Source organism: Lysinibacillus sp. NPDC097195 (assembly GCF_044762075.1).
Taxonomy (GTDB): Bacteria; Bacillota; Bacilli; order Bacillales_A; family Planococcaceae; genus Lysinibacillus.
The window spans coordinates 1,038,865-1,064,068 of the sequence record NZ_JBIWDP010000001.1 but is presented as its reverse complement, the minus strand read 5'-3'; the positions used below and the strand labels follow the sequence as shown (position 1 = coordinate 1,064,068).

The following is a 25,204-nucleotide window of genomic DNA, read 5'->3' as shown; positions in this document are numbered from 1 at the left end:
ATGTTCGACACAACTTATCCATAATTTAAAGAACGTTTTTTCCATCTCAATCTTACTACTCTTCACAAAAAATACAACACTTTTTAGCAAATTAAGCAATTTTTTTCCCGAAGGCTAAAAAACTTAAATAAACAGCGGTTTTTTCTTAATATTTCAGCGGTAATTTCAACAAGAAAACGGTTCCAACATTTTCTTCGCTCTTGACTTCTACCGATGCATTGTATTTTTCAAGTAACATTTTCGTGATACTTAGCCCTAAGCCAGTCCCGCCAATTTGACGATTTCTCGCTTCATCAACACGGTAAAAACGGTCAAAAATATATGGGAGATTGTTTTCAGCAATACCAATGCCGTTGTCTGCTATTTGAATTTCCACCTCGTGCTCTTTTTTGGATAAAGTAATATTCACTTCAGGAACTTTTTCACAATAACGAATTGCATTTTCCACGATATTGCGAATGATTTGACTTAATGCATTAAAGGTTATGAAAACCGCCCCTATTTCTTCTTTTTTCGACAGCGTAATTTTCGCCTTTGGATATACTAACGCCATTTCTTCTATGACGCTATCAATGACTTCTATAGGATTTGCTTCACTTAATTCATCTTTCTCTTCCCGACGTGCTAGTTCTAGTAACTCTTCAATCATTTTCCGCATGCGTGTAATTTCTGTTAGCGACGTCTCTATAGACTCTTCCAAAATAGCCGGATCATCTTTACCCCAACGCTTCAATAATGAAAGGTGGCCCTCTATTGCTTGAATGGGTGTCCGCAGTTCATGCGATGCATCAGCGACAAATTGTTGTTGTTGAGCAAATGAAATTTGGAGTTCATTCATCATGGCATTATACATTTTTAGTAAGTCTCCAATCTCATCATGAGATGTATAGGTTAGTTGAATTGGTTCATTAAAGCCTTGGTCCATTACTGTTTTCATTGATGCACGTAATGCATGAAGAGGCTTAGTTAAATAATTCGCTAAATAATAACCGATGGAGCCAGAAAGCAACAGTGCGCCAACTCCTGCGATAAGCATGGCAGTCAATAAATAGTGCATTAAAGATTCAAATCTTGCTAACGGATGGATTACTTGAATATACACTTGGAAAAAGCCGAGCTGTAACGGTTCATTGACAACATAGGCATCCTTTTTGTCAACTGTCATTTGGACAATTTCACCCATCGATGATGATGATAGCGGTGCTGCCTGTGACGCATTATTAATTCGTAATATTTCAATCCCATCATTATTAAATAGTCTTACAGTTTGATCGCGATCGACGATGGATTTTAATAAACCTGTGTTTTGTTGAATTTGTTGGATTGAAATATTCGGACCTTGCGACTCTAAAAAAGAGACAACGTCATCTCTAGTTCGTTTCACTTTACTTCCTTCATCATTTAGAAGCCAAGTATGCAATGAAACATAGACGACGATACAAATAATGGCATAGCTAATAAAAATTACAGCACTAGATGTTAGCATCCATTTTCTTTGTAAAGATAAATTACTGATATAATCTTTTATTTTTCTCATTCTCGCATCACGTATCCTACTCCACGTACTGTCTCAATATACGCATTCGAGTCACCTGGTAGTTTCGTCCGCAAATGGCGGATATATACGTCCACTACATTTGTCTCGATATCTGCGTCATATCCCCAAACGGTCGTTAAAATCAATTCCCGAGTACAAACTCTATTTTTATGTTCCATTAATAACTTAAGTAAATCATATTCGGTTTTTGTCAGGTCCAGTCTGTCGCCTTGAACCAATACCTCATACGCATCAATATCGATTTCAATGTCTCGAAATCGCAACGTATGCCCGCCTCGTTTTTCTTGCGGCTCCACACGGCGTAATATAGTACGTATTCGTGCCAGTAATTCTTCGATGGCAAAAGGTTTCACTATGTAATCATCCGCCCCACCATCCAATCCAGCAACCCGGTCCATTACTGCATCTCTTGCAGTAAGTAAAATAATAGGCACTTGAGACTGTGTACGTACCCTGCGGCAAATTTCAATACCATTGATACTTGGTAGCATTACATCTAATAATAGAACATCATAATGTTCACTTGTCGCTAAGGCTAGCCCTTCTCGCCCATCAAATGCCACGGTTACATCGTAGCCTTCATGCTGTAATTCAAGCTCTACAAATCGGGCAATATGTTTTTCATCTTCTACTAACAGTATTTTTTTCGGCATTTGTTCACCTTCTATTTTCAATATTAAAACTCCTTCACAATTATAGCATGCGCATAACACCAAATAAAAAGCCTGTACTACAAGTAAATACTCGTTTGTACAGACTTTTATTAATGTGGTGTCGTGATAAATAAATGATTTTTTCCACATTCTTTCGCTTTATATAATGCTTGGTCCGCTAAATCCATTAGCGATTCCAGTGTTGTTGCATGATCAGGGTAATAGGCGACGCCCATGGATGCAGTCGGGGCAAAAAAATGATTTTCAATCGTCCATCCCTTTTTTAAACCTTCGCGAATACGATGGATAATATGCATCATTTGCGTATGTCTATCATCTGGATTACGGGTTAAGCCAGTTAAAATAATGATAAACTCATCGCCACCCATGCGGATAACTAAATCATGACTCCGAACCGATGAAATGAGAACATGGCCAAATTTGCGGATAAAATCATCTCCCATATCATGGCCATATTGATCATTAACGTCTTTAAAATCGTCTCCATCAATATAAAGCATGGCAATACAGGTGTCTTTTGCATGTGCATCCGACATAATTTTAGGGAATTCTTTTAATAGATACCTACGATTCGGGAGTTGCGTAAGGCTATCGTGGTAAGCAAGATAGAGCAAATCATTTTCTCGTTCTTTTCGATGGGTAATTTCACGTGAAACCATGATTATTTGTGAAATTGTTTCGCGTTCCGTATCATGAACAACGGTCACATTTCCTTCAGTCCAAACTGGTGTTCCATCTTTTGCTTTCAATAAAAGTTCAAATTGCGTATCCGACTTAGCTGAAAAATCATTAAGAAACGCTTGCCATGCTGGTTTACTTTGATCATCAACAATATTGCTGTAAAACTGACCTTGTAATCCAACTATTTCATAGCCTAAATACACCTTATAAGACGGTGACGCATAAATAATGATGCCATCCTCGTTAAGAATGACAATTAAATCATTTGTATTTTCGGTAATTAATCGAAATGTCCGCTCAATATTTTTTAATTCCGTTAACATTCTTTTCTTGTCCGTAATATCATAGTTAATGGATAAATATTGTTCCACTTTGCCAAATTCATTTTTCAATGGCACGATGGCTGCCTCTACCCAATAGTCTGCATGATATTTGGTGCGATAGCATAGTTCACCTCGCCAAACCTCTCCTAATAAAAGGGTTTTATTAATCTTTTGAAAAACACTTTCTTTGTTATTCCTCGGCTCGATAAGATTATAAGGTTGCCCAATAAGCTCACTAGCTGTAAATCCTGAAGCATTTAAAAACAAATCATTCACTTCGACAATTTTGCCTTCCACATCCAAAATAGCAATGGAGGTAGCGGAATTTAGTGCAGCTTTAAATACTTCCAAACCATGTGATGTTGAACGCAATGCAGCCTTTTGTTCTGCAACTTGCGTAAAATCTTGCATGATAAGAAAAATAGCAAAGGAATTATCTCCCTGCATGACAGGAGAAAGCGATATTAAATACATGCGTTCCTTCTTATCCAAAGTATGAAGCTTAATGAGCTTTTCACCAATATTCTCGCCTATTGCAGCTCTTTGCAAATAATGTTGTATTTTTGCCATTTCTTCTTTAGGTATGATTGGTAAATCAATAAATTGTTGATGTTTTACCTTCTCATTATCTAAATTAAAATCTTCCATAAAGCTTGAATTGACTTCGTATATAGTACCCTCAGCAGACAAAATAACTGTTGAAAAAAAGGCATGATCAAACATAGATCGCATAAATAAAAATTTATCTTCAATACTTCTGTCGTATAAAATTTCTTTTGTAATAGCTAAAACATAGTATTCATCTCCGTCTTTAATCGGGCGGACAGATGTCTCATATTTTCGAACTTCAGATTTAACATAGGCATAATCCACATAATCAATTTGTTGATGCAGTGCAATTGCTCGATGGTAATTTTCTTGAATAATAACAAAATTCCGACTAGAAGTCACAGCAGATAACAATTTTCCTACGGCATTTTTGGATAACAATACTTGGGCAGCTTGATTTAAGCGAACATATTGATAATCGTCTCCAACTTTTTTCATTAAATAGACGAAATCTTCTCCAATAAATAATTCATTGAAAAATTTTTCGCTTAAAAGATATTCCATGATGTCACTCCCCATAATAAAGTCACATATATATGAATTCGTTATAAATGTATTGATGAAGAAAACAAAAAATTACACTAGTATTATAACATAATTACAATCGTTTAACTTTCTTGTTTTAAGAAAGATTATATCTTTTTTGGCGTAAAAATTGATAAAATTTCACGTTAATAAAAGGAAAACATTACTATGGAAATACACTAATTTCATCATTTTCATGTAATATATAACTAATATAGACTTTCTATTCATATCTATCAATTGTAGTTATAAATATCTTGGGTTCATTTTCAGAATTAACTGACAATTATAGTTAATTTTTGTTTTAAAGAGTAAATTGATTGCACGAAGCAGTAGACTTGTTATATTATATTAATAAAACTAGCCATTTTTCGGTATGGTCGCAAAATCAGTAAGACTGCGGGAGATTATGGATAACATAGTTATAACGTCTAGTTCTTTGGGTTTTTAATTCCAGTACGAATTTTAGTTTTATTCTTATGTTTTAACGGAATTGTTTTAACTACCCTTGTAAAGGAGGCGTTTCGTATGCTTAAACATCGAGACCTACATGAATGTACAGAGCTTTATGAGCTATTATCGCATCCATCTGTTTTTCCCTTCGTCCGTCAAAAAGCCAAATCGGCGGATGAATACTGGTTTATGACCAAGCAACTAATCGAAGAAGAAGCGAGAGGGCTCGCTATTTCTAGGACAATTACCGATGATTGGGGTCAACCCATCGGCACCATAAGCATTCATGATGTTGAAGATGGTGCAGGCTTCCTCGGAACGTGGATAGGATTCCCTTATCAAGGGCAAGGTTACAACCAAAAGGCTAAAATGCTTTTTTTGAACGAGTTGTTTTTCGAATATAATTTCCATACGGTTTTCCTCCGTATTCGAGTTGAAAATGCTAAATCACAACGTGCCGCATTAAAACTACCTTATGTGGTTTCTGCGAATGAAAGTCACCCTACCTTATTAGCACAAGTGAACAGTGGCGAGGCACAATTTCATTTATACAAAATTCCACGAGACTTGTTCTATTTAACAACGGCCAATCAAACACAAGAAGGCGAAGAACAAGCGATGTAATGTAATAATTCAAAAAGCTATGTGCACTGTTTAGCCAAACAGTGCACATAGCTTTTATTTTTTATATTGTAATATTAACTTCGCCATTTCATCTGGTGTTTTCGGTCTTTGCGTTTTTTCCATCGTTTGTATCATTTCAGCTTTACGTTCTGTCAATGTATACACCGATTTCATAAACGATTCCTTCGTCAATTCTTCTTCTTGTAACACTTCAGCATATCCTTGTTTTTTAAATAAATTAGCGTTTAAAATTTGATCTCCACGACTTTTTTGTGCTGATAAAGGAATTAACAGCATCGGCTTACGAAGGGCTAAAAATTCAAAAATGGAATTGGAACCTGCACGTGAAACGACAAAATCTGCTGCATGCAATAAATCTGGCAATTCCGTTGTCACATAGTCGAATTGTTTATAGCCTTTCAAAGACTGTAAACTTGCCTCTTTATTGCCTTTCCCACAGAGATGTATTATTTGAAAAGTTTGCAGTAATTCAGGTAAATTTTGGCGTAATGCATCATTTAACACAACCGATCCTAGACTTCCGCCCATCACTAAAAGAACAGGTTTTGAAGCAGTAAAGTCACAAAAAGCAAGGCCTTTTGTTTTATTACCATTAAATAATTCTTGGCGAATGATGGAACCTGTGCAAGTTGCCTTTTCCTTTGGCAAGTGCTGTAGCGTCTCTTCAAAAATCGTAAAGATATGAGAAGCAAACGGTAGCGCAATTTTATTTGCTAAACCTGGCGTGACGTCAGATTCATGGATAACGACTGGAATGCCTGCTAATTTAGCTGCCATCACAACAGGTACAGAGACAAATCCGCCTTTTGAAAAAATAACTTCTGGCTTCACCTTTTTTATAATTCTAAACGCTTGCATAAGTCCGGCAAGCACTTTAAAAGGATCTGTAAAGTTTTTCATAGAGAAATAACGACGCAATTTTCCACTCGCTATTCCATAGAACGGAACGTTAGGAAATGCCTCGCCTATTAATTCTTTTTCAATACCTTGCTCTGAACCAATATAGTGGACATCATAACCTAGTTCAAGTAAAGAAGGTAATATCGCTTGGTTAAGTGATACATGGCCTGCTGTCCCACCACCGGTTAAAATGATTGTTTGTTGTTTCACATTAATTCTCCTATTCATTAAAAGCCATAGCAGCAAATCGCTACTTTTTGTTTACAGTCTTTTATTTTACTATATGCCAGTGAAAAGATATAGATGAAGCTTTTAATTTTTCTCTCATATTATGTCTACTCTATGCTATACTAATTCATTATGCTTATAAAGGAAGTAACTGACATGTACAAAACCTCTACATTAAAACAAAAGTATGCTTTAATTTTAAAAATCATTGTGCCAATTTTAATCACCCAAGTAGCCATTTACCTTATATCATTTTTTGATATATTAATGTCAAGTCGCTATGGCACAGCTGATTTAGCGGGTGTATCGATTGGTTCCTCTATTTGGATGCCCGTCTATACGGGGCTTTCTGGTATTCTCTTAGCCATAACACCTATTGTATCCCAACTAGTTGGTGCTAAAAAAGAGCAATCAGCAAAAAAAGCTGTGCAACAAGGCTTATATGTGGCCCTTTTACTTGCGGCAGTTATTTTTATCTTTTTATATTTTGCTCTTGATTGGATTTTGGGCAATATGCAATTAGCTCAAGCCGTACATAACATTGCCAAGTCCTACATTCAAGCAATGTGCGTTGGACTGATTCCACTTTTATTGTTTTTTGTTCTTCGTTGTTTTATTGACGCATTAGGTCAAACTCGAGTAACAATGATGATTACATTGCTGGCAACCCCTATCAACATTTTATTGAATTACATTTTTATTTTTGGTAAATTCGGAGCGCCAGAGTTAGGTGGTATTGGTGCAGGTGTTGCTACCGCCATTACATACTGGTTAATTTTCTTTATCACGGTTTGGATTGTTGCAAAACGTGTGCCTTTTGAGCAATTTTCGATATTCCGTGAGTGGTCTAAACTAGAATGGCTTAGTTGGAAAGAGATTTTAGTAATTGGTGTGCCAATTGGTATCTCCTTATTTGCAGAAACAAGTATTTTTTCTGCTGTTACGATGATGATGAGTAGCTTTAGTACTGAAATAATTGCAGCCCACCAAATAGCGATTAATTTTACATCGTTGTTATACATGGTTCCTCTTAGTATATCAATGGGTGTGACTATTTTAGTAGGCTTCGAAATCGGTGCAGGTCGCTTACGAGATGCCAAGGTTTATAGTTATTTATGTGTAGGTACCGCTATTTTATTTAGCTTTTTCTCAGCATGCATCCTCTTTTTACTACGGGAACAAATTGCTACAATGTACTCAACGGATCATTTAGTTTTACAATATGCGCAACAGTTTTTAGTGTACGCTGCTATTTTCCAACTATCCGATTCGATACAAGCACCTGTACAAGGCGCTTTACGTGGATATAAGGATGTCACAATTACATTCATCATGGCCATCATTTCCTATTGGATTATCGGATTGCCTACTGGCTTTTTACTAGCTAACTACACGGATCTTGGACCAGTTAGTTATTGGATTGGTCTTGTAGCTGGGCTTTCTGCAGGTGCCATTACATTATTAATCCGCCTAATACTTGTACAAAGAAAATTTGTATTGCAGAAATAAGAGAGAATAATACAAAAAAGTGTTAGATTGATCTTTAAAATCAATTTAACACTTTTTTATTGTCCAACGAGACATGGCGAACTTTCGTTACAATGATTAAACAAAAAGACGCCCAAATAAGCCGCTTACGACTTATTGGACACCCTATTTGTTATTATAATATTGTTATAAACTACACATGTGATTATTTTTGAATAAATTGTTGTGTCCAGTAGTTACCTGATTTCACGTAACCAACACCAATATGTGTATAATTCGCATTTAAAATATTTGCACGGTGACCTGGTGAATCCATCCAAGCTTGTACAACTTCTTGTGGTGTACGTTGACCTTGAGCGATATTTTCACCGGCACTCTTATACGTAATTCCTAAAGCTTTCATACGATCAAACGGTGAACCAAATGTTGGACTTGTATGCGAGAAGTAATTTTTTGATTGCATATCTTGTGATTTTTCTCTTGCTGCAGCCATTAACTTATCATCTGTTTGTAATGCTTTTAATCCAGCTTTCGTACGCTCAGCATTTGTTAATTTTACTACCTCTTGTTCAAAAGCATTGACATCTGATGTAGATGTAGTCGGTTTAGACGTAGTAGGTGGTGTTGTCGTTGTATTGTTTTGTTCTTGATTTGTAGGTTTATTTGTTTGTTGATTTGTTTGAGTATCTTTAGATGGTGTTGTCGTATTTGGTTTTGTTACAACCCATTTATGATTTGACCAATTATAATAGTAAACTTTACAGTTTGTTGTTTGATTTGCTGTGTTCCCTTCTGTTGTATTAGAAGCAGCAGAAGCCAATTGAATTGGAGCCGCTAAAAGAAATGTTGCACAAATTGCAGTAAGTGTTTTTTTCATTTTGCAATTCCTCCTATCTGCAACCTATCGTAAAGTATGATTCTATTAAAAATCTTGCCATCATCTGCTAGCTTGCCCAATAGAGAAGTAGTTTCCGTTAAACAGGGGTTTTTTTGTTATAATTTTTAGCATGTTTCACCATGCTATGAAATACTTACGTTTCAGATGGGGTTGACATTGTTCAAATTCTAATCATTTTTAGTCTATTTTTATATCAAAAGTTGGCGGTATTGTATGAAATTTTTACAGCAAACTATTACAAGCTATAAAATTACAAAAAAAATCTGCTCGTGTTGTTACTGTATAGCTTAATGGCCATTCAGTAACAACACGAGCAGAAAATCATACATAGTTTTAGTCGATACCAGGTACACCAACAGTTCCAACATTTTCGCCAATTAACACAAGCTTAGCCGGCATTTTAATGTATTCTGGTAGCCATTGTACCATTCCATAGGCATATTGAAACAACATCGGGTTTTTAACACCTTCAATAGGAACATAGCCTTTCATACGATACACCGTATCTGGCAAAGCGCGCACCCACTCTTCAAATTGCTCTTGTGTAAAGTGAACACCTTCAAATTCTACTAAACGTGAAGCTAAATGCATTGAAGATAGTGGCGTTTTAACAATGTTTTCTTGGTCAATTTGCACAGTAGCTGTTAATCCTTCTAGTAAATGCAACGGTACCCGTCCATTAGTTGTTTGTAATATAAACGCATGTGGATTAAAACCTTGGAGCTCATAGACAACCTTTGCTTGCTCCGCTTCGCTTAGTAAATCCATTTTATTGGCCAGTAATAAATGCGCATGGCGAATTTGTTCCATAAATAATGTACGAACTTGAGGCGTCAGCGTCTCTCGATTTAGCCATAGCTTTGAGTCTGCCACAGTGACAATCCCCTTGACATATAATTGCTCAGCGAAAATTGGCGAGTAGACTGCATCCAATGCTTCTACAGGATGTGCCGCCCCAGTTGTTTCAATAATCAGGACATCAAATTCACTATCCAATAGTAGAGACTGAATTTGAGCTTCTGTTTTTTCGGCTCCTGAACAACAAATACACCCTTCTAACATCTCTTTTAACGGTACATCCTCCTCTACCGCTTGTGAGTCAAATGGCAACTTACCAAGCTCATTCATAATTACTGCTGGCTTTAATCCCTTTTCTTTTAGCTGACGAATAACATCAGTCAGCATTGATGTTTTACCGCTTCCTAGAAAACCACTAAATAAATATACATCCTTCACAATGTATGCCTCCTATTAAAAAAGCTGCCGCATTCGTCGTACGAGACGACTTGTGCGACAGCTACTGTGTTAGTTTGTTGTTGTCTCAGTTTGTCCTTTAGCATTTGAAACAAGTTCTTGTGCTTTTAACAATTGAGGATCTTCTGCTTTCATTTTCGCACGTAAAGCATCCATTAATGCATACGTTGTTTCATTTGATAAAATGCCTGTTTCTTCAAGCTTATTGTCCGCTTGTAGTTTTTTCACAGCACGTTCTGTATATTGATCAAATACACCGTCTGCTTTCCCAGGCTCATATCCTAGCACTTCAAGCATCTCTTCAGCTACTTTAACAGCATCTGATTGTAAGCCCTCTTTCATTTCACTCGTAGGATCTAAAATAGGCAATGATGCATAGGTAGGATAAGCCACTTTCACATCTGGTTCGATACCTTTTTCATTAATCCAATTACCGTTCGGCGTTAACCATTTACCAGTAGTGAATTTTAAATTCGAGCCATCTTTTAAAGGTGTAACGTTTTGTACAGTCCCTTTACCAAATGATGTTTCACCAACAATTTTCGCACCAACAGATTCTTTTAATGCAGCCGCTAATATTTCAGAAGCAGAAGCACTACCATTATCAACAAGTACTGTTACAGGTAAATCATATTTTTTCCCAGCAATCGCATTTGTAATAACAGGCTCCTCGTCTTTTTGCTGAACTTGCACTATAGCTTTACCTTCTGGTACAAATAAATTCGAAATTTCAACTGCTGCATCTAAGTAACCACCTGGATTTTGGCGTAAATCAAGGACAATCCCTTTCATGCCTTTTCCTTCGTACTCAGCAAGCATTTTTTCTAACTCTTCTCCTGTTTTCTCACTAAATGACGTAATTTGAATATGCGCAATATCATCATCTAGCATTTCACCATAAACCGTCTCTACAGGAATGTCATCACGAATAATAGTCATTTCAATCGGTTCAGCATTTTCGCCACGTTTCACTGTTAACTTAACAGGCGTACCTTTTTCTCCTCGAATAAGCGCTACAGCTTCAGAAGCACTGAATCCTTGGATACTTTTGCCGTCGACAGTCAAAATAATGTCTTTTGGTAATAATCCTGCTTTTTCAGCCGGTGAATTTTTAATAGGTGACACAACAGTAATGAAACCATTACGTTCTTGAATTTCAGCACCAATTCCTTGGAAGCTTGAAGATAAGCCAGAATTAAACTGTTCTGCTTCATCTTTTACCATGAAATCAGAGTACGGATCTTCTAGTGCTTCAAACATGCCATTGATCGCACCATCGACAACTTTTTCATCATCAATATCTTTGTAGTATTTGCCTTTAAGCATATCAAATGCTTCGTACAATTTTGTAAATTCCGCACGTTCAATCGGAACTTTTACTTCTACTACTTTCTTTTCACCGAAAGTTAACGCAAAAATTGTTAAGCCTGCAGTAATTAAGATTGTAAAGAACATTAGCATAATAAATTTAAACGGTTTCATTTTAATAAATTGTCCCGCTGGTTTTATCTCTACTTGCTGTGTTTGCTCTTGCTGTTGTTCTAAACCATCTTTTTTCTGTTCATCCATCTTGATTGTCACCACTCTCATATACACTAACTTGTTGTCACACTATTACCATCTTAACAGGTTATAGAGAAGACGAAAAGAAAAAGCGTGTCAAAAATTCATGACAGCTCTCGATTCTCTACAATCTTCATAAAATTGCCCATGCACAAGTCCCTTTTTTTCTACTATTCTCTCTGTACTAGAATAATGACTGTAAAAAGCTGCCTCGTTGCCAATTTATCAATAAAATGTGCCTCAGATACAATCCTGAGGCACCTTTCTTCGCTGCTAAGTTTTAAATATTAATAGTACTGTCTTTTTATTTTACTCATTTCCTATTAGCAGTCAACTAAAATACTCATCTATTTCGAAAATTTGTCATTATGCTTCGATAATATATGTCACTTGTGCTAACTTAGATGCTTTTATTTTATTCTCGGCATTTTTAGCAGCAGTTATCCCTGTAAAAGTACCTGTTTTCACACGGTATCTTGTTCCATCCTGCTCAATATAGGCAACCCAGCCAAATTGTTTTTGCATTATATTTAAGACGCTGCTCGCTGCGTTTCGAGTGCTATAGGTGCCAGTGACAATACGATATTTCATTGTCTCGGTTGGCGGTTTTTCTGGCTTGGGTGTTTCATTACTTGTGATCATTTGCAAAAAATTAGTCCAAGTGATTTTGCCTGCACGAATATTTCTAGGACAGTTTTTACCACTGAAATAATGATGCTGAACAACATTTTGAATTGAAATATTTTCGTCCTTTAATATTTTGGCTATTAAACTTGCTGCATTTTCGACTGCTTTTTTATAATCGCCATCACTATTAACACAAATCTCTACCTGAATACCTTGCGCATTTCCTAGATACGTTCCAGCCCCCCAACATTCCCAATAGTGTTCAAATGATTGGATGGCTTCATGATCATCTACTTGCCAATGCCAGCTTGCATCTCTACTATTGCCGTTAATTTGAAGTCGCGCATGGGCATCCGCATCTGCTCCTACATTCGTATTATCTGTTTCGTGTACTACAATATATTTTTTAGCATTATTTTTTCCATTTGTAATTTTTGCAGCTTGACTCGAGGATACTAACTTTTGTCGAATGGTTACCAAGTGATCTCCCCCTTTCTATTAATATAGCTGTTATTACTCTAGCTTTACTGCTATCAAAGCTGAAGACAGCAAACTGCCTTCGAACGTTTTTTTACTATCGCCCTAGCACGTATTGCAAGTTAAAGCCATCTAAAATCATGGTTATTTTATAGTATGCGATATGGCGAACTCCATTTGTGTTTTTATATGCCCTCTGTATCTCTACTGTAAAAAGCGTAAGATATGTACTTTTAATGCACGGAGCAATGAAAAATAAGTGCGCAAAATAGTTTCAGCTACCAATCTTTATAGTTTGTCATTTAATAGCTAGCACATTCCCTATATACAACATTCGGTACTAAAAAAGACAAATCGAACTATAAAATGCAGCTAATAAGCTTTTTTTAACGACACCAATATGTTACAATTTTTGTAATTATATCTATCTCTAAAGGAAAGGGAGGTGAGTTCAAATGTCTTATATAAGTGATTTACTGTTTGATTTAGATAGCAGACTACTAGGCAGTACATTAGAACTAATGATAATAACTCTATGTATTTCAACGATTATTTTTTTAGCAACTAAAAATCAATATATATCTTACTTATCTTCAGCACCAATCTATTACTTCATCGCAAAATTATTCTACACAAATACGCATTTATTATTTATTGTTCTGACAATGACTGCACAAGCTCTTATTCTGCTAATTATCCAAAAGAAGCAAAATAGCGAAGTAAAAACAATAAAAGCCCAAACGTTTGAGGGCTAATTAGGCAAAAAAATAGAGGACTTGCATTTATTCATAGAGTCAAGTCCCTTTTTTTAGCAGTAACACTTATTTGGAGGAATTATTATGAATCAAACCGTAAACTTTATGGTTAATACAAAATATAATGAAGAAATAATAGAAACTTTTACTTTTGAGCAATTGGGACTTGATGCAAATATGCATAAAGACGATTTAAACAAGGAAATCAATAGAATTTTTGAGTCTTGGGTTTCATATAAATTAAATATTTCTTACAGCATTATCTATAGCTGCAATGAATAATTTAAGATTGTCGCCTCTTTAGCTCCCAATTTCCTATAAACATCCGTAAATCCACTACCTCAATCCTTATATTGCGCAAGAAATTGACGATTGAACAGACAGGAGCGATTACATGAAAAAATTTTTGCTTGTCGCTTTACTCCTTATCGTGCTCGTTCCTTATTTTACAGTCCAACTGAAAAAGATTATGTATGAACATAAAATCCGCCGATATTTAATAGAAGAAATTCATTATGTAGAGGAAGATATACAGTCCGTTGACTGCGAGTGGTATTTAGGGGGGTTACCTAACTACTCTGTAAATGTAATTTTTAACGATGAACCGAATGTCGTTTATATTTATTTTGTTCATAATAAGGATCGCTTAGGACAGTTTGAACACTTTACGTTAGACGGAACGGTATTGCAACCAGAACAATTAAAACATTATAAGCCTTAGGAGTAATTTACAAATTATTCACATAGGAGGCACGTCATGCTTTTGAAAATCATCAACTCCTTAATTGGCATGATCATCATTTTTCTCGGTCTAATTTTTATGAGTATAACAGTCAATGACGAATCCTTTAAGACGTTTACTTATCGAAGTTTTGGTATTTTAATAGTACTAGCTGGCGGTTTTTACCTTAAAACAATTGCGAAGCTAGGACATAAATTTGAAACCCATTGTAGTACTGTACATTCTTTTATATAAAATACATATATTCATAGAGGCTCAATATCCATTATAATAGTATTAGTTAGTATGGGAGGTTTTATCGATGAAACAACAAGATGAAAAATTTATGGAAATAGCTATTGAAATGGCTTTAAATGCGCGGAATGCTGGTAATGAACCTTTTGGTGCTATCTTAGTAAAAAATGATGAAATTGTGATGTATGGTGAAAATAAAATAAATAGTTTTTGTGATCCTACCCATCATGCTGAAATTGGCCTTATTCGGACATATTGCTCTGAAAACAACATTTTCGATTTGAGCGATTATACTTTATATACAAGCTGTGAACCTTGTGTAATGTGCACAGGTGCAATGGTTTGGTCGAAATTAGGGAAAATCGTCTACAGTGTATCACATGATCAACTAGCAGACATTGCAGGCAGTAATATTATGATTGCAAGTAAAGAAGTGATTGAAAAAAGCCCTCATAAACCGCTATTAATTGAACAAGTTTTAAATGCTGAAGGGCTAAAAGTATTTGAGGGCTACACGTTCAAATAGTACAATTTGACGTGTTATTATATAATTAGTAAAACAAGCACATGCCTACTTAAGGTACGCGCTTGTTTTATTGTCGACCAATTTCATGATTATATGAAAAGACTGGCGTTTATTTTTTTATTCTCTAGCCTGTCAGTAAGTTCTTTAAAATATTGGATAACCTCCTGCATTGCTGAGGCTTTAGCTATTGCAGTCCCCTCTTGAATGGAATGATAAGCATCTTTCAATTTATTGGCATGAATCTGGGCATCTGCAAGGCAATACCAATAAAACCAAGTATCGATTTGTGCGATTTTATCAACATAAAAGTTTTCAATAATTGGATAGTATCTTGCATAGGACGCTTCATCATTAGTTAATTTTTCACCATTCCACTTCAGTACCTCTACTAAGTAACTATCTCCAATGTACAAATGCCAAACAGCGATTGCAACGTTTTGAGTTCCTTCTACAAACTCCATTTTATGATAAGGAGTTTCAGCAATCTTGGTCAATTCGCTATCGAGCGATTGGAATATTTCAAGCTCACTACCGATTGAGGCGCCAATTGTTACACCGAATAAATATTCTTTTATCCCATCACCAGTAATGTCTTTTAACCCTGAAAAGTCCAAGCTTACGCCAAGCATGGATGTTTCCCACGTTTTTTGCCAATCTTTTTCGGTCTTTTTTAAAACGATTGCGCCAAACTGTGAAGGGGCTGGTTGATTTTGTGCTTTTATTTCATACGTGAAAATGATTTCCTTTTGTCCATCGCGATTAAAATCGTAAAATTGAACAGATTTTGTAGAAAAAGGCTTTTCTGGACTAATAAGTGATGAATTCACTGGCATAAATGGTCTAATAATTTGCATTAAGTCTTCTTTTGGTTGCTCCTTGGCAAATACCACTAACGAAACACAATTCACTACGACAACTGACAGTATCGACAAAAGCACGATTTTCTTCACCAATACATCCCCTTTTCTCATGAAAATCAAAGATTGTAGGTAATAATTATAGTATGGACGTTTTTAGCAAAGTAATGCTTAACTAAAAGAAAAAAGTAACAGATTATTAAGTAGTCCGGAAACTTAGTTTTAAAGTAATTCTACTTTTAACTTTAGCTCTATACCTACAGGCTTCTCCTCTTCAACGACAACGCATGATAAAACATAGTCGCCTTTCGTTAATTCCTTAAACACGCGTTGAAACGTTTCAGCACTTTTTAAAATACCTTGTGCTACAATCGTTTCACTCTCAATTTGCCGAACGCTGTATAAAAAACTTTTACTACCAGTATTAAGTAAAGATATTGTAATGGGTGCTTTACCTTCATAGGAAAAATAGTGTTTACTTTCTCCTGTCGGTGCTATTGATTCTAAATTAATCTGATGAGGGAAATCACTTACTTGTGGCTCTTCGTTATGCTCCTTTGCGGTACGGTTTAAGTCAATTGCATTATTTGCAAGTGCTGGTGTTTTTTTAAACGTTTCGTTCTGCGTGTCAGTAAAAAATACGTTACAACCTGATAATATAAAGATAAATGTATAGATATAAAGTAAACTATAATTTTTCATACAATCCCTCACAATATATAGTAAATAATTACAATTATACCATAGGTTACATCCAGCAAAAAAAGAGCTGCAAAAAGCAACTCACTACAAAACGTATTAATAGTCTATGGAATTGGCTATTTGAACAAGGATAGCTGGCGATACTTTGTCTGCTACATCCTTATCGATACTAAATACATATTGCCAATTTTCTCTTTCAATGACTAACATATTAAAGCCGATTTGCGCTTGATCAATATAAAGAGCAATATTTCCATTGTTTAACTGAAAGATACTAGAACTATATTTTCCAAAAGAAATTTTTTCCTCAAGTGGCCGCACATCGATTTTATAATGGTTTTGAGGTAAATCTTCATGAATCATCGTCACTTCAAAATAACTATTTTCATTAAACCTGCCAAAATGATGCGTAAAGCTTATTGGTGGTACCCTAAGCGGTAGCTTCAGCTGTTGATGATATAGTAGTTCAAACTCTTGTAATGCACTTTCCACCGTTTTGTACCCTATGGATGGGAGAAATTCTTCTAATGGTTGAGGTAAATTCTTTTTATTTGCATATACTGCTTCATTCCCTACTCCATAAAGTAACACACTGATGAATACCAATGAATACAGCAGATATTTCGTCAATTTTATCGCTCGCTCCCTAAATAGTCTTAGCATTATTTTCTCCACAAAAATGAACACTATCCTTGTAGTCTTATTAATCACCAAGAACGCAATTCATACTTAATTGTGCGGGCGGTTTTACTTAATTAATGCATTTCATATTACTGAATCATGTTGAAAGATTAATAAAATCCCTAACGGTGATTATTAGCGCTACGAATGTTAACAATATCCATAAGCCGATTGACAAGTAGTCGCGTTTTTTAGCTTTTTTTGAATCTCGTATTTTATTCTGTACAATCATAGAAAGGGATATTATCAAAACAATATTACTGACATAATCATATTTAAAAATAAGTATTGTCATCAAAACAACAGCTACGACAAAAACAATGATTTTCAATTTTTCAATCTTCGTATACGATTTTTTCAATATTATTGTCCCCCTTTACGCATCAAGCATATGACTTATTTTAATCTTCTTGCGTAACTTCCATCTCTTGTATTAAATACATAGACACTGTCTTCTGGATAAATATAATACATTCCATTTTGGCCTCTTACTTCACGTTCCTTTGTATGATCAATTTTACCAAAGTTTTCCTGAATAACTAAATCCGTTGCTTCTTTATAAGTAAAGTTAGGTAACTGATAAAAAATCATTACACACATGAATATTAATCCTAGTGGATATATAATGAGGATTAAATTTGCTAGGTTTTTATTAATACTTTCCTTAATTAATAGAATAAGAAGCGATAAACTAACTACTAAATTTGGTAACCATGTATACATATAGTTATCCGTAAATACGTAAATATTGCCCACTAGAAAAAAAATGATGGACAATATAATATGAAGGACCGCAAGTACTAACAAAATGGTTTTCTTCATGATAGGTACCTCATTAAAAAGTTTATTTTTCTTCAACATCCATTAAAAAAATCGCTTTTTCAAAACCTCCCCGCTTAGCCCTTTTGTGCTCACGAACCTCTTCTAATTCGTTATAACTAATCCCTAATGCATTCATCGCCGTATGGACAAGTTCTAAAATATCAGCTAATTCTTCAACGCTGTCCTGCACGTTTTGCGCCTCTTGAAACTCCTTCGCTTCTTCTATCATTTTTGCTTTAACTGCCTTTAAAAAATCTTGTGGCTCCAACACGCTTGCATTATACGATAATCCTTTCGCCTCAATAATAGCTATAATTTTATCTCGTACTAACTTATTGTAAACAGGCATTGTAATTCTCCTTAAAAAATAATATAACCCATATTTTACCTTAAAAACATGGGATTTCAGCAATTATTTTTTGTGGAAAAAAATTCTACCGGGTCAATTAGCCATTAATCGTAAGCAAATGAACTAAGTCTTTTCACACTAAAAAATTAAAAAAAGAGCAACCGCTATCTTCGATTCCATATTATTATATGGTCGTTTTTTGGTCGGTTGCTTTGTTTCATCATGTTCAGTTTATACTTGAATTTAATGGATCAACTACTCTTGCGTAGCAGCCTATATCACAACAAAGATTTTGCTGTTTTCCAATCGCCTGTAGCACAATAAATTCACTTTCCATCTTCTAAACGATCCTCTATACGTTCTTCAATTTCTTTCTTTTCTTCATGCCACCATAATGCTTCTTCTGGTTCAGCTAAAATCTCTTTAATTTCAGCTTTCTCTTCAACAGCTGGAGGTGAACCTCGTAGTGCTTTTCCTGAAGTATCTTTTAGAAAGATACTTACAACGATAATACCGACCACAGATGCAAATATAACATAATAAGCAGGTACCATTTGATTCATCGTTTTACTAATTAACCACGAGACAAGTAAAGGTGTCGTACCACCGAACAATGAAGCAGAAATGTTAAATGTAATCGCCAATGCTCCATTCCGTACATTTGTAAAAAATAGAGATGGCAATAGCGCTGGCATTGTTCCTTGAAAAGAAGCAGAAAATACTGCTAAAATCAATAATCCCCAAAATACATGTAATGTGTTACCACTACCAATCAAATTAAATGAAGGTATACTTAAAAGGATTAGCCCAATTAATCCCCCCTGTATAATCTTTTTCGCTCCAATTCGATCACTAAAATAACCCATTAACAGAACAATAGGAATCATAATAACCATTACAATGACAATTAATAAAAGTCCTTCTGCTTCTCCATAGCCAAGAACAGCAGTTAAGTGAGAAGGCATATAAGATAAAACAGTATAATTTACAACAATATAAAAGAAAACAACAAACATACCGACAACTATGGCTCTCCAATGGAATTGTAATATATTTTTTACTGTTATATGATTATCATCATCTGACTTTTTTTCCTGCAGTGCCTCAAATGCAGGCGTTTCTTCTAAATTATTTCGTAAATAAAAGCCAATTAAACCAATAGGGGCTGATAAGAAAAATGGAATTCGCCAACCCCAATCTAACATTGTATCCTCTCCCAAAATATAAGTAAGTAAAGTAACAAGGCTAGCCCCTGCGATATAGCCAACTAAGGTTCCAACCTCCAGACCACTTGACATAAATCCTCTTTTTTTATCAGGAGTGGATTCAGCAATAAACGTCATAGCGCCCGAATATTCACCCCCTGAAGAAAATCCTTGCACTAAACGTGCAATGAGTAAAAGTACCGTTGCAGTATACCCTATTGATGAATGAGCTGGAATCAAACCAATACTTAATGTCGCCAGAGCCATCATCACTAAGGTAATAGCTAAAACTTTTTTCCGTCCTAGACGATCACCAAGCATGCCAAAGAAAATGCCACCGATAGGCCGAGCAATAAAAGCAACAGCAAATGTCGCAAAAGAAAATACTAATTGCATAGGACCACTTACTTCAGGAAAAAATACTTGTCCAATTGTAGCTGCTAAATATGAGTAAATTCCAAAGTCAAACCATTCCATTCCATTACCTACAGCAGTTGCTATAACAGCCTTACGGGCGGAACTCGTGTCTACAACAGTAATTTCTTCTTTTTTCAACTTTGGTTTCGATTTTCTTTTCAATTTTGGGCTATTATCGTTATTATTATCATCCAATCGAAAATCCTCCTCGTTGTTAAAATTAATTGATACTACTGTTAAGCTATCCAATATGTAATTTATTATTAATTCCGTTAAAGTAAAAAACGAGCTTATAATAAAAAATGACATTTGAATCGAGATTCCATTAAAGAAAAAAGCAACCGACTTCATCGATCCACTTTATAAAATGGTCGCTCTTTAGTCGGTTGCTTATATTTTTAATGATTTAGACTTGTTTAAAACCTTGCTATAATAACTTACTACTCTTGAATAGCCGCTTCTAAAGCTACAACGATATTTTCATATACTACTCTTCTTTGAAAATATTAGTATTAACTCCTCTTTATAAAATACATTATAATTAATAATTCGTAAATATCAGAAAAATATATTATATTATATATAAAAGTAGTCATGATAATAAGGGAGGAAGCACATTTGAATACAATTGTAAGAGTTTTAGCGTTTTTTGGTGTTCTTCTTATTTTAGGGAGTAACGGATTTAATAAAAATAGTCTGTTTACCTTGATATTAATTCCATTATTTTTCATTGGTAAACCCTGGTATAAGTCGTTGTCAAAAAAAGACAATTAAATTATATGTTTTAACGTTTCCCCAACGAAACTTTACATAAAGAAACGCGTAAACGTATCTTTGTAAATGCAAAAGAAAAGCATGGTATGCGAAGGACAATCCAAATGGAATAATGATTGTCCCTGCATACAATGCTTAATTTTGCTATAATGAATTCCCGTTGCAACTTTCTTCAGTTACAAATTATAGAATATTGATTATTCAAGTTCAACATGGTAATTCGTAAGTCTGTTACCTTTCTTATTAAACGATTCAAAATTCGCTTCATATACACCTTTCCCATACTTTCTTCCTGTCCTTACAGACCTTAATCCATCTTAACTAGTATAGAGCATTCCACCGTTAATTTTTTGAACTTTCGCTCCCTTAAAAGAGTATAAATCACTATTTTGAATAAATTAAATAATTCTATATTTAACAATATAAAATTATTAATAAGGGTAATTATTTTTGGGATTTTTCATTACCATATCCTTTTAATAACTTCGATCAGTTAAGAAGAACAACATTTCAAAATAGATTGTATAATGATTTTGAATTCCCTTTCCTCTGACGACTATGGAGATCAACAACATTTATATTAATCCATATCAACCCCACAAGAAGTTAATATTAACAAGGCGGAATCTTCTATCGCTTCTTCTGATATTTCATCTTCTTTCTTTAACGACTCCATTAAGATTCCATTCTCTAACCTGTTCATAATTTCTTAATGTTTTTTTAAAACCATTACTTACGCTTCATATATGATTAGAAATATATAAATTTCAAAGGCATTCAAGTACCCGAGCAATCGGATATAAAATAAACCCTCATTACCTACAGTCATTTAACGGAAAAGGACAAAAAAGCAAGTGACCAGTTTGACGAAATAAGGATAGTCACTTCATCGTCGTCTCTGGTCACTTGCTCACTTTTCACTATAAAATTAATGCCTTGTTATAACTACTCTTGAATAGCCGCTTCTAAAGCAACAACGATCATGTCATTAAATGTTGTTTGACGTTCTTCAGAAGTTGTTACTTCACCTGTAATGATGTGGTCGCTTACTGTTAGAACAGAAAGTGCTTGGCGGCCAAATTTAGCTGCTAATGTGTAAAGGGCAGCTGATTCCATTTCAATTGCAAGGACGCCGTATTTCGCAAGCTTTTCATTTTGGTGTTCATCAGAGTAGAACATATCTGCTGTGAAGATATTACCAACTTGCAGGCTTAATCCAGCTTCTTTCCCTGCGTTATAAGCTTTTAATAATAAATCAAAGTTTGCGATTGGTGCAAAATCAATGTTGTTGCCCCAAATGATTTGATTCATACGAGAATCTGTAGTTGCACCTTGCGCTAAAATAACATCGCGAACTTTTACATCTTTTTGAATTGCACCACAAGTACCTACGCGAATTAATTTTTGTACATCATATTCTTGCATTAATTCAGTTGCATAGATAGAAATCGAAGGCACGCCCATACCAGTACCTTGTACAGAAATACGTTTACCTTTATACGTACCTGTATAACCAAACATATTGCGGACTTCGTTATAGCAAGTAACATCTTCTAAAAACGTTTCGGCAATGTATTTTGCACGTAGTGGATCTCCCGGAAGTAAAATAGTGTCAGCGATTTCGCCTTTTTTTGCATTAATATGAATACTCATACTGCAATCCCTCTTTTCTGTCAGTTATCACTATAAATAATACTTTGTTTCACGTATTTACGCAATGCTAGACGTCTAGCAACTATAAAAGAAAGAATAATTAGAGCATTCTGATCATTAACGACCTTGTTCATTATATAAATCCCATAATGCATCAAACACTTCAATTGTTAAATTTTCAGTCGCATATGTTTCGATATATGTAGATAGCTCATCAAAATCCATGCTTTGTTTAGGAAAGTTATGTTCATGAAAGACTTCTTCGGCAAAACGCACTTTCGGATCTGACCAATCCCCTCCCCGAAATGTTAAAACATATAAATAAAAGCTCTTTTTCATATTTGAAAAATGCCCTCCCTCTTGTCATTTTTACTTTCAGCTAGTTTAACAAAAAAAATACATTTCGTCATAAATGGACTATCATTTTCATTAAGTATTTTTTCCTAAAAAGGAAATTAGGAAAAAGTCTTTTGCCCCTCGTTAGACTATTGTCATGTAAAAAATACCGCTTTTTTATCTGAAAAATGAAAATTTTGTGAAATTAACATAGAAATATTTAGTTTTTTACGATAGAATTAGATTCATAACTGCAAAAATTAGGAAGGTGATGGCGATGAAAAACACGAAACAATTAAGTAAAACAACGAAAAAACGCCCGTCTCTCTTAGCATCAGGCTTTTTTAGAAAAAAGAATGCTACTGATTCTAAAGCTAGTAGGCATAATCTCCCTCCTACTACAGAAAAACGACAACGTTTTTATCATTTAATTCGCGGCAAAGTGCTTATTATTTTCTCTCTACTTATTTTTATTACCGCCGCAATGGGTATATTGTCGTACAACAATATAACGAATCTTCAATTACAAATGAAAGATTTTACGGAAAAGAATGTCCAAGAGCAACTAACAGTTAACCAATTAGCTTATGAAATTGCTAGATTAACCAACTTGGAACAAGCCTATTTAATTACCGGGAATGGAAGCTATTCTACATCGTATAAAATGAAAATTGATTCGATTAATAAAAAAATAGCTGCTCTTCAAGAAAAATTCGCTGACCGTGAAGTTGAACTTGGCCATATTCAAGCAATCGGCCAATATTATAAAAATTATTTGGAATACTCCAAAAAAGTTATGACGATGCGAGATGAACTTGGTCTTGAACAGTCTCGTAAGCTCATGCTTGAGGGCAAGGGCGAAACAATGAAATTGCATATTGATCAAAATATTGAAGCCATTAATCAAGTCATGGACAAATCGAATAAAGCTAAACTTAATAAATTGAACAAGCAAGTAACTTTATCAAATACTTCTTTTATCATCATTTCGTTTATTGGTCTAATTGCAATCATCATATTTGGCTTTATGTTATTTAAATCTTTAAAAAACAATACACGTGCTATCAACCACTCCATACTGGATATTGCCCAAGCCGGTGGAGATTTAACTAGACGTGTTCGTGTACGCAATCGCGATGAATTCTCTACGATTGCTACTTCTACAAATACCCTGATTATATCGATTTCAAACCTTATTAAGCGTGTCAGCGAGCTTGCCGACCATGTGTCAAGTAGTAGCCAGGAGCTGATGTCTTTAGCAGACGAAAATGCCCGAACTATCCAAAATATTGCGGATGCAAGTGCCGATATTGCGAGCGATAGTGAAAATACCATCACAAGTATGAATAGTGCACAACAAAAAATGAGTGATTTAGAACATTCAATGCATCAATTAACAGAGCAAGCCAATGCAGTCCAACGTGCTTCACTGGCTATGCAACAGGCAGCTGATGAAGGCAGTCGTTCTGTTCAACAATCTACTTTAGTCATGCAGTCAATAGAAGAAACGATTGCCTCTACCTCTACTACAGTTGAGGCACTAGGTAGTAAATCAGCCAACATTACTTCTATAATAGGTACTATTACAGCCATATCCGAACAAACAAATTTACTTGCATTGAATGCAGCTATCGAAGCAGCCCGCGCTGGCGAACATGGTCGTGGCTTTGCTGTTGTTGCAGATGAAGTGCGCAAGCTCGCTGAGCAATCACAAAGTGCTGCAAAAGAAGTAACAACCATTGTGAAGTCTATTCAAGATGAAGTAGCATCCATTATTACGCAAAATCATGAAGGTGTGACAACTGTAATTCGTGGTGTTGAAGTGACAAATGAAACAAACCAGTCACTGTCCAACATCCTCATCCATACGAAAGAAACGACGTCCATTATTGCAACAATGGTTGATAAAATAGCACAAACACTTGATTATAGCAATGCTGTCGCACATGATTTTGTGCATATTAATGCTTATGCTGATCAAACTGCATCTAATACGGTGATGTCTGCTGCCGCTGCTACACAAGGTTCTGCTTCCATGCAGGAAATAAATGCAGCCGCTACAGAACTAGCCCATCAAGCAGATAGTTTACGCAATGTTGTTGGTGCTTTTAAAATTTAAACAAAAAGGAAAAGTGTTAGATTGCATATAACCAATCTAACACTTTTTTAATGTAAATGTTGTCTTCCATAGTAACGTTTCTTCGTCGATTTACCGGCGATTGTCAAACTTTTACTAGCGATTACTCTA

Annotated in this window: 25 protein-coding genes; 8 read left to right on the top strand and 17 right to left on the bottom strand. The window is 35.1% G+C overall.

Features of this window, described 5'->3' with window-relative positions:
• Nucleotides 1-145: 145 nt before the first annotated feature.
• From ACIQXI_RS05505 to ACIQXI_RS05495, 3 genes are all read right to left on the bottom strand, one after another.
• Nucleotides 146-1,537, bottom strand: a complete 1,392-nt coding sequence (locus ACIQXI_RS05505; protein ID WP_402922375.1) for a HAMP domain-containing sensor histidine kinase — start codon at nucleotides 1,535-1,537, stop codon at nucleotides 146-148.
• Nucleotides 1,534-2,211: a response regulator transcription factor gene (locus ACIQXI_RS05500; protein ID WP_402925673.1), complete on the bottom strand. Its 678-nt coding sequence runs from the start codon at nucleotides 2,209-2,211 to the stop codon at nucleotides 1,534-1,536. Before ACIQXI_RS05500 ends, ACIQXI_RS05505 begins: the two co-directional genes overlap by 4 nt.
• A 110-nt stretch (nucleotides 2,212-2,321) precedes the next feature.
• On the bottom strand, nucleotides 2,322-4,349 hold the full coding sequence (locus ACIQXI_RS05495) for a diguanylate cyclase domain-containing protein (RefSeq protein WP_402922373.1): 2,028 nt from the start codon (nucleotides 4,347-4,349) through the stop codon (nucleotides 2,322-2,324).
• Nucleotides 4,350-4,898: 549 nt separating this feature from the next.
• Here ACIQXI_RS05495 and ACIQXI_RS05490 point away from each other — a divergent pair.
• The gene (locus ACIQXI_RS05490; RefSeq protein WP_402922371.1) at nucleotides 4,899-5,447 is read left to right on the top strand and encodes a GNAT family N-acetyltransferase; all 549 of its coding nucleotides are present in this window, start codon (nucleotides 4,899-4,901) and stop codon (nucleotides 5,445-5,447) included.
• Nucleotides 5,448-5,501: 54 nt separating this feature from the next.
• Here the strand turns inward: ACIQXI_RS05490 and ACIQXI_RS05485 are convergent, their stop codons facing one another.
• A complete protein-coding gene (locus ACIQXI_RS05485) occupies nucleotides 5,502-6,578 on the bottom strand; it encodes an undecaprenyldiphospho-muramoylpentapeptide beta-N-acetylglucosaminyltransferase (RefSeq protein ID WP_402922369.1) in 1,077 nt (358 codons plus the stop codon).
• A gap of 174 nt (nucleotides 6,579-6,752) precedes the next feature.
• Here ACIQXI_RS05485 and ACIQXI_RS05480 point away from each other — a divergent pair, with 174 nt between their 5' ends.
• The gene (locus ACIQXI_RS05480) at nucleotides 6,753-8,105 is read left to right on the top strand and encodes an MATE family efflux transporter (protein WP_402922367.1); all 1,353 of its coding nucleotides are present in this window, start codon (nucleotides 6,753-6,755) and stop codon (nucleotides 8,103-8,105) included.
• A 184-nt stretch (nucleotides 8,106-8,289) separates the two neighbouring features.
• Here ACIQXI_RS05480 and ACIQXI_RS05475 read toward each other — a convergent pair whose 3' ends face one another.
• The 4 genes from ACIQXI_RS05475 to ACIQXI_RS05460 form a co-directional block, all read right to left on the bottom strand.
• The gene (locus tag ACIQXI_RS05475; protein ID WP_402922365.1) at nucleotides 8,290-8,961 is read right to left on the bottom strand and encodes a CAP domain-containing protein; all 672 of its coding nucleotides are present in this window, start codon (nucleotides 8,959-8,961) and stop codon (nucleotides 8,290-8,292) included.
• Nucleotides 8,962-9,315: 354 nt separating this feature from the next.
• Nucleotides 9,316-10,218: a CobW family GTP-binding protein gene (locus ACIQXI_RS05470; RefSeq protein ID WP_402922363.1), complete on the bottom strand. Its 903-nt coding sequence runs from the start codon at nucleotides 10,216-10,218 to the stop codon at nucleotides 9,316-9,318.
• Between the two features lie 69 nt (nucleotides 10,219-10,287).
• Nucleotides 10,288-11,805, bottom strand: coding sequence for a lmo1851 family serine protease (locus ACIQXI_RS05465; RefSeq protein ID WP_402922362.1), 1,518 nt, complete (start codon nucleotides 11,803-11,805; stop codon nucleotides 10,288-10,290).
• A gap of 360 nt (nucleotides 11,806-12,165) precedes the next feature.
• Nucleotides 12,166-12,906, bottom strand: a complete 741-nt coding sequence (locus tag ACIQXI_RS05460; protein ID WP_402922360.1) for an N-acetylmuramoyl-L-alanine amidase — start codon at nucleotides 12,904-12,906, stop codon at nucleotides 12,166-12,168.
• Between the two features lie 452 nt (nucleotides 12,907-13,358).
• Here ACIQXI_RS05460 and ACIQXI_RS05455 point away from each other — a divergent pair, with 452 nt between their 5' ends.
• From ACIQXI_RS05455 to ACIQXI_RS05435, 5 genes are all read left to right on the top strand, one after another.
• Entirely contained in the window at nucleotides 13,359-13,658 is a 300-nt protein-coding gene (locus tag ACIQXI_RS05455) for a hypothetical protein (protein WP_402922359.1), read from the top strand.
• Between the two features lie 84 nt (nucleotides 13,659-13,742).
• Nucleotides 13,743-13,940, top strand: coding sequence for a hypothetical protein (locus ACIQXI_RS05450; RefSeq protein WP_402922357.1), 198 nt, complete (start codon nucleotides 13,743-13,745; stop codon nucleotides 13,938-13,940).
• A gap of 112 nt (nucleotides 13,941-14,052) precedes the next feature.
• Nucleotides 14,053-14,379 carry a DUF3139 domain-containing protein gene (locus tag ACIQXI_RS05445; protein WP_402922356.1) on the top strand — a complete coding sequence of 109 codons (327 nt, stop codon included), beginning with the start codon at nucleotides 14,053-14,055 and terminating at the stop codon, nucleotides 14,377-14,379.
• 36 nt (nucleotides 14,380-14,415) lie between these two features.
• On the top strand, nucleotides 14,416-14,634 hold the full coding sequence (locus ACIQXI_RS05440) for a hypothetical protein (RefSeq protein ID WP_402922354.1): 219 nt from the start codon (nucleotides 14,416-14,418) through the stop codon (nucleotides 14,632-14,634).
• Nucleotides 14,635-14,701: 67 nt separating this feature from the next.
• Entirely contained in the window at nucleotides 14,702-15,160 is a 459-nt protein-coding gene (locus tag ACIQXI_RS05435) for a nucleoside deaminase (protein ID WP_402922352.1), read from the top strand.
• 89 nt (nucleotides 15,161-15,249) lie between these two features.
• On the opposite strand, the gene ACIQXI_RS05430 is transcribed toward ACIQXI_RS05435, so the two are convergent.
• The 9 genes from ACIQXI_RS05430 to ACIQXI_RS05390 form a co-directional block, all read right to left on the bottom strand.
• Nucleotides 15,250-16,110 carry a hypothetical protein gene (locus ACIQXI_RS05430; protein WP_402922350.1) on the bottom strand — a complete coding sequence of 287 codons (861 nt, stop codon included), beginning with the start codon at nucleotides 16,108-16,110 and terminating at the stop codon, nucleotides 15,250-15,252.
• A gap of 129 nt (nucleotides 16,111-16,239) precedes the next feature.
• A complete protein-coding gene (locus ACIQXI_RS05425) occupies nucleotides 16,240-16,719 on the bottom strand; it encodes a hypothetical protein (RefSeq protein WP_402922348.1) in 480 nt (159 codons plus the stop codon).
• Between the two features lie 96 nt (nucleotides 16,720-16,815).
• Nucleotides 16,816-17,349 (bottom strand): hypothetical protein, encoded by a 534-nt coding sequence (locus ACIQXI_RS05420; protein ID WP_402922346.1) that lies wholly within the window; start codon nucleotides 17,347-17,349, stop codon nucleotides 16,816-16,818.
• A gap of 148 nt (nucleotides 17,350-17,497) precedes the next feature.
• On the bottom strand, nucleotides 17,498-17,761 hold the full coding sequence (locus ACIQXI_RS05415; RefSeq protein ID WP_402922344.1) for a hypothetical protein: 264 nt from the start codon (nucleotides 17,759-17,761) through the stop codon (nucleotides 17,498-17,500).
• A gap of 35 nt (nucleotides 17,762-17,796) precedes the next feature.
• On the bottom strand, nucleotides 17,797-18,222 hold the full coding sequence (locus ACIQXI_RS05410; protein WP_402922342.1) for a hypothetical protein: 426 nt from the start codon (nucleotides 18,220-18,222) through the stop codon (nucleotides 17,797-17,799).
• Between the two features lie 22 nt (nucleotides 18,223-18,244).
• Nucleotides 18,245-18,571: a pyrophosphohydrolase domain-containing protein gene (locus ACIQXI_RS05405; protein ID WP_402922340.1), complete on the bottom strand. Its 327-nt coding sequence runs from the start codon at nucleotides 18,569-18,571 to the stop codon at nucleotides 18,245-18,247.
• A 326-nt stretch (nucleotides 18,572-18,897) separates the two neighbouring features.
• Nucleotides 18,898-20,388: an MFS transporter gene (locus ACIQXI_RS05400; protein ID WP_402922339.1), complete on the bottom strand. Its 1,491-nt coding sequence runs from the start codon at nucleotides 20,386-20,388 to the stop codon at nucleotides 18,898-18,900.
• Between the two features lie 1,524 nt (nucleotides 20,389-21,912).
• Nucleotides 21,913-22,620: a purine-nucleoside phosphorylase gene (gene deoD / locus ACIQXI_RS05395; RefSeq protein WP_402922337.1), complete on the bottom strand. Its 708-nt coding sequence runs from the start codon at nucleotides 22,618-22,620 to the stop codon at nucleotides 21,913-21,915.
• A 117-nt stretch (nucleotides 22,621-22,737) separates the two neighbouring features.
• Nucleotides 22,738-22,959, bottom strand: a complete 222-nt coding sequence (locus tag ACIQXI_RS05390; protein WP_402922335.1) for a YozE family protein — start codon at nucleotides 22,957-22,959, stop codon at nucleotides 22,738-22,740.
• Nucleotides 22,960-23,233: 274 nt separating this feature from the next.
• On the opposite strand from ACIQXI_RS05390, the gene ACIQXI_RS05385 reads away from it, so the two are divergent.
• On the top strand, nucleotides 23,234-25,075 hold the full coding sequence (locus ACIQXI_RS05385) for a methyl-accepting chemotaxis protein (protein ID WP_402922333.1): 1,842 nt from the start codon (nucleotides 23,234-23,236) through the stop codon (nucleotides 25,073-25,075).
• Nucleotides 25,076-25,204 lie beyond the last annotated feature (129 nt).

Bases quoted from the DNA above. Each gene is read 5' to 3' on its own strand.
- deoD (WP_402922337.1), bottom strand. From the start codon at position 22,620: ATGAGTATTCATATTAATGCAAAAAAAGGCGAAATCGCTGACACTATT.
- ACIQXI_RS05455 (WP_402922359.1), top strand. From the start codon at position 13,359: ATGTCTTATATAAGTGATTTACTGTTTGATTTAGATAGCAGACTACTA.
- ACIQXI_RS05435 (WP_402922352.1), top strand. From the start codon at position 14,702: ATGAAACAACAAGATGAAAAATTTATGGAAATAGCTATTGAAATGGCT.
- ACIQXI_RS05425 (WP_402922348.1), bottom strand. From the start codon at position 16,719: ATGAAAAATTATAGTTTACTTTATATCTATACATTTATCTTTATATTA.
- ACIQXI_RS05480 (WP_402922367.1), top strand. From the start codon at position 6,753: ATGTACAAAACCTCTACATTAAAACAAAAGTATGCTTTAATTTTAAAA.
- ACIQXI_RS05450 (WP_402922357.1), top strand. From the start codon at position 13,743: ATGAATCAAACCGTAAACTTTATGGTTAATACAAAATATAATGAAGAA.
- ACIQXI_RS05445 (WP_402922356.1), top strand. From the start codon at position 14,053: ATGAAAAAATTTTTGCTTGTCGCTTTACTCCTTATCGTGCTCGTTCCT.
- ACIQXI_RS05410 (WP_402922342.1), bottom strand. From the start codon at position 18,222: ATGAAGAAAACCATTTTGTTAGTACTTGCGGTCCTTCATATTATATTG.
- ACIQXI_RS05465 (WP_402922362.1), bottom strand. From the start codon at position 11,805: ATGGATGAACAGAAAAAAGATGGTTTAGAACAACAGCAAGAGCAAACA.
- ACIQXI_RS05385 (WP_402922333.1), top strand. From the start codon at position 23,234: ATGAAAAACACGAAACAATTAAGTAAAACAACGAAAAAACGCCCGTCT.
- ACIQXI_RS05440 (WP_402922354.1), top strand. From the start codon at position 14,416: ATGCTTTTGAAAATCATCAACTCCTTAATTGGCATGATCATCATTTTT.
- ACIQXI_RS05390 (WP_402922335.1), bottom strand. From the start codon at position 22,959: ATGAAAAAGAGCTTTTATTTATATGTTTTAACATTTCGGGGAGGGGAT.
- ACIQXI_RS05505 (WP_402922375.1), bottom strand. From the start codon at position 1,537: ATGAGAAAAATAAAAGATTATATCAGTAATTTATCTTTACAAAGAAAA.
- ACIQXI_RS05475 (WP_402922365.1), bottom strand. From the start codon at position 8,961: ATGAAAAAAACACTTACTGCAATTTGTGCAACATTTCTTTTAGCGGCT.
- ACIQXI_RS05495 (WP_402922373.1), bottom strand. From the start codon at position 4,349: ATGGAATATCTTTTAAGCGAAAAATTTTTCAATGAATTATTTATTGGA.
- ACIQXI_RS05405 (WP_402922340.1), bottom strand. From the start codon at position 18,571: ATGCCTGTTTACAATAAGTTAGTACGAGATAAAATTATAGCTATTATT.
- ACIQXI_RS05500 (WP_402925673.1), bottom strand. From the start codon at position 2,211: ATGCCGAAAAAAATACTGTTAGTAGAAGATGAAAAACATATTGCCCGA.
- ACIQXI_RS05490 (WP_402922371.1), top strand. From the start codon at position 4,899: ATGCTTAAACATCGAGACCTACATGAATGTACAGAGCTTTATGAGCTA.